This is a genomic window from Candidatus Limnocylindria bacterium, from assembly GCA_036523395.1.
In the GTDB taxonomy this organism is placed as follows: Bacteria; Chloroflexota; Limnocylindria; order P2-11E; family P2-11E; genus CF-39.
Genome location: DATDEH010000071.1, coordinates 1 through 4,349, shown reverse-complemented (window position 1 = coordinate 4,349; position 4,349 = coordinate 1). Strand labels below are relative to the sequence as shown.

At 68.0% G+C, this 4,349-nt stretch carries 5 protein-coding genes; 2 read left to right on the top strand and 3 right to left on the bottom strand.

The window, feature by feature from the left end; genetic code table 11:
• Positions 1-280: tetratricopeptide repeat protein (locus VI056_09180; protein ID HEY6203203.1), on the top strand; the 280-nt coding region annotated here is incomplete at its 5' end.
• Between the two features lie 53 nt (positions 281-333).
• The gene (locus tag VI056_09175) at positions 334-591 is read left to right on the top strand and encodes a hypothetical protein (GenBank protein ID HEY6203202.1); all 258 of its coding nucleotides are present in this window, start codon (positions 334-336) and stop codon (positions 589-591) included.
• 17 nt (positions 592-608) lie between these two features.
• Here the strand turns inward: VI056_09175 and VI056_09170 are convergent, their stop codons facing one another.
• From VI056_09170 to VI056_09160, 3 genes are all read right to left on the bottom strand, one after another.
• Positions 609-2,507, bottom strand: a complete 1,899-nt coding sequence (locus tag VI056_09170) for a hypothetical protein (protein HEY6203201.1) — start codon at positions 2,505-2,507, stop codon at positions 609-611.
• Positions 2,508-2,963: 456 nt separating this feature from the next.
• On the bottom strand, positions 2,964-3,722 hold the full coding sequence (locus VI056_09165; protein HEY6203200.1) for an anti-sigma factor: 759 nt from the start codon (positions 3,720-3,722) through the stop codon (positions 2,964-2,966).
• Positions 3,719-4,294 (bottom strand): sigma-70 family RNA polymerase sigma factor, encoded by a 576-nt coding sequence (locus VI056_09160; GenBank protein HEY6203199.1) that lies wholly within the window; start codon positions 4,292-4,294, stop codon positions 3,719-3,721. The genes VI056_09165 and VI056_09160 overlap by 4 nt, the downstream gene beginning before the upstream one ends.
• Positions 4,295-4,349 lie beyond the last annotated feature (55 nt).

Sequence of the window (4,349 nt, the reverse complement as noted above, 5' to 3'; positions counted from 1 at the left end):
ATCGGCGATCGAGATCCGACAGCGTCGCGACCCAACAAACGAGATCGCCGTCGCCGCCTCGATTCAGGAGCTCGCCACGCTGTGTCGTATCGACTGGAAGCTCGCGGATGCGGAGCGGCTGTACATGCGTGTGCTCGAGATTCGCGAGCGTGTTCTCGGCCCCGATCATCCCGCGGTGGCGGAGACGCTCCTCAACCTCGAACGGACCTACCTCGGGCTGGGCAATCACGGCGAGGCGGACCGTGTCCACCGCCGCGCCGCGACGATCGTGACGGTGTGATCGGAGCGGGGCGAACGCAAACTCGCAGCGCGCGAGGCTGGCTCCGCCGGACGGTGATCGCCGTCTCCGCGATGATGATGCTGAGCGGCGGCGTGCTCGCGCTCTACGTCGCAAGGCCACAAAGCGGTCTCGGCCGCGACGTGCTCGACGCCATCGAGTATCCACTCCGACTTGACGAGGGAGTTCAGTACAACGTGCACCGCGCGCTCGGGAAGATCTTCTCGCTGTGCCCGTGCACGGCTGGGTTGTCCGCTGACCAATACCGAAGGGCCGGGTACCACCGGCCGGAAGCGGATACGGACGCTCGCTAGCGGATCGTGAGATGGCGTTAGCGGACGGTCACCAGCCAGAAGACACCGTAGTCCTCGAGCCATGACGCGCCCTCGATGAGCGGACGCAGGTAGAGCCGATACGTTCCGGGCGTCGTCGGTGCCTGGATCGTGAACTGGAACCACGCGATCTGTCCCGGGCCGACGTACTGCGCGGGCTGGACCGCGATCCGGTTGTAGCGCGGCCATCCGGTGTTCGGTGAGCCAAGCTGACCGTCGCCGCCCAGCGGGCTGACCCGATCCTGTCCCGGCTCGGGCCCCCAGGTGCCGAGGTACGCGACCTCACCCATGCGTCCGCTGACCCATCCGGTCGACCCGGAGTTGTAGAAGGCCACCGTTGCCGTCGAGCGCTGACCGACGCAGAGGGTCGGATAACCGCTCTGTCCATACCACGCGGCGTGCAGTCCCGAGATGCCTGACGCGACGCTGGGTGGCGCGGGGATACCCGGACCTTCCGAAGGCACGCACGCCACCGGTGGCGGAGACGCCGTCGGGCTGGGTGGGGGTGTCGCGGGTGGCGGAGACGCCGTTGGGCTGGGTGGAGGTGTCGTGGGCACTCCGCCGGTGAGAGGCAGCGCGCCGGCCGCGTAATACTGCGAGGCCTTTGCGCGAAAGAAGCCGCCGTCGTCATCCGCGTTCAGCGAAGCGATCGTGTTCCCGTTGATCGGTGCCGGGTTGGTCACGCCGTCCGCGTTCGCGTCGCACGCGCAGGTGGCGCCATCCGCGCCCCGACCGAAAATTATGGCGACGACGCCGGCGCTCACATAGTCGGCGAGGTGCGTCCGGCCGGGATCGTCGATGAGCCACTCGACGTGGTTGTCCTGATAGTGATTCCACGTGTTGTTCATCGCGGTCATCTTCGTGTTCCCAAGTGGCACCTGCCACATCACGAGGGCCTTTCCGGTCGTCGCGTAGAACCGGCTGAGCCAGCGAACATTGCGCGCGTAATCGGCGGACGACCACCACGACGCGCCGCCGTCTCCATACTGGAATTGTTTGAACGCCGCATCGCGGTCACTTGGGTCGGTGAAGGCGAGATCGAAGGCCGCACCGAGCGACAGGTAGAAGGTCCCGGCGCGCGTGCCGAGCGCATCGACGGTCGCATCGCTCGGTTTCGAGTACAAGATGTCGTTGCCGGTGCCCCACACGCTCGCGTGATACGCAACCTGAACGCCCGGACCGTAGCGGTCCCGCAGGCGCAACACGGCTTGCGCCAGTCCCGACGCGGTGTCCGGCAAACCGGCAAGATCGGACAGGCCGGTCGACGCGACCCGGACCCCGGTCACGGTCGACGCGTCGTCGCCGCTCGCGCGCTGCTCGAGATAACCCCAGAGGTCGGGCTCCATGTGCAGCACAACCGAATTTCCGATGGGGGCGGCGCGCTGGAAGAACAGCTTGAGGTCGTTGTAGTACGCGGTCATGGTCGCCGCGTTGTTCAAGTTGGACGTGAGCTTGGCTGACTCGTTGGCACCCGTCGCGGGCAGAGACTGGAGCAACATGTAGTAGTCGAAGACAGAGCGCAGGCCTAGCCCCTGCGACTCCTGCGCGTAATTCGTCACAAACGTCCCATTCGGGTTCCACGTCGCCCACCCGCTGCCGGTGTTAACGCCGCCGGCGAGGTACTGCGAACGCAGACCGAACGCCGCGGTCGCCCGCACGTCAGCGGCGTCACCGGGTGGGCTCGACATGCCGAGCTGCAACGTGGCGGGCCAACCCGGCGGAGCGACGACGCCCGCGGCCGCACCCGTGGCCGTTCCCGAGGGAAGCGCGGTGCACACGGCGACGGCCAGCGTGAGTACGACGGACGCTGTAAGAACGCGCAGACGGGGAACCCCCCTTTCGGGGGGAGCGCCGTCCTGCGGCGGCGCGATGCTGGGTCGGTGCCCGACCTCGATCACCTCATCCAGTATCGCTGCATCACCTCGGAGCACTTGACCAAGAAGACGAACGAGCGTGTGTTCGTTCACCGTTCGGGTTGGGCCTACTGTCCCGCCGGCAGGGACGCCGGCGGCCATCAATTCCTGCCGACCGGCGGTCTTGATCGACGTCAGTTGGAGACGCAACGCGGGAGCCGAGGAAAGGTCTAGGTGAAGTTCCCAGTGGTCTTTGAGACTGCTTCAGGCCGCCGCACGGAGATCCTCGAGGCGCCCAGCGAGGTGCTCACGAACGCGAACGCTGTCGAAGCCTCTGTCGCTCCCGATCGCGCTGGTGCCCGCGATTCGCGGCGATCTCGCGCTCCGGTGGACTCCCGACGCGTTCCCCGCAGCGAGGGTGGCCTGGAGCCGGAACGCATTTTCACTGGAGTCTCAAAGACCCCCGGGAACTTCATCTAGGCGCCTCGCACCGGCACGCTCCTACTGGGGCGCCGGCGCGACGATCCTCGATTCCATGACGACCGGTCCCGCGCGACGACCCCAAGCCGAGTTTTCGATCGTCACCGCACAGCGGTCGAATCCCACGATCGGCGCGGTGACGTCAACGGCTTGCACGTCCTTGCCATCCGGTCGGAAGTTCGCGCCGCGGACCCAGGTGTTGTCCGCGCTCACGAGCCAGATCGTGTACATCTGCGTCTGCGGCAGCGGCTTCAGGTCGTGGAACACGACGAACGGCGGCCGGCCTTCGACGCGCGGCGCGATGAGCGTGCCGCCGGATCCGGTCCATTGGTCTTTGCCGGACATGTACCACCAGCGACCGCCCTGCCGGATGCCTTCGACGATCGATTCATAGGACGCGCGCTCCGCCGCGACGACCTTCAGCTGATTCGACAGGGCGAGGTTCTCGTTGACCACCGCGGCAGCCCCGACGGCGATCCACATGACCGCGGCGAAGACGAGCCCGGGCCGAAGCAGGCGGGCGAGCCACGCGGTGTCGCGGCGCGGGGCGCGTTCCGCCGACAGGTCGGCCTTGGCCGTCGCGAGGATCCGCTCACGCAGAACGCCCGGAGCGTCGCGGTCGGGCAGCGTCTCGGGGAGCTCCTGGACGACCTCGTCGATGGCGCGGGCCTGCTCGCGGCAGGCTGGGCACTCAGAAAGATGCGCGGCCACGCGCGCGCTGTCGCCCGGCGCCAGTGCGCCGAGCGCGTACAGCTCCAGCTCGTCTGTGACGTGGATCATCGCGACTCTCCCCGGTACGTCCCCTGGAGCTCGAGCGCGCGCCGCAGCTTCTGGAGCCCGATGCGCATCCGGCCCTTCACGGTGCCGAGCGGCACGCCCATGAGCTCGGCCAGCTCAACGTGGGTGTAGCCACCGAAGTACGCGAGCTCGATGGTGCGGCGCTGTGCCTGCGGGAGCCCCTCGAGCGCGGCGCGCACGGTCTGATGCTCGACGTTCCTCTCCGCGGCCTCCGCCGTGTCGTCGTCGGCGGCGCGCTCGGCCGCCGCCTCGAGCGGCGCCGGCCGAAAGGTCGTCTTGCGCCGGAGCACGTCGACGGCCCGGTGGTGGACGATCGACATGAGCCAGCCTCGGACGTTGCCGCGCTCCCGCCGGTAGCTGGCGGCGCCTCGCCAGGCCGAGATGTACGCGTCGTGCACGACATCCTCGGCGGCCTCGCCCTCGCCAAGGATCCGGTAGGCAAGCGCGTAGGCGAGGCGGCCGTAGCGGTCGTAGAGCGACGCCAGAGCGCCCAGGTCGCGCTCGGCGAGCGCAACGATCAGGACGTCGTCAGGCTGGTCGGAAGTGTTCGGCATCTGCGACGACTGTACGGACGGCGTCCAGCGCCGGATGAGGGGAAACAAAAAGCGT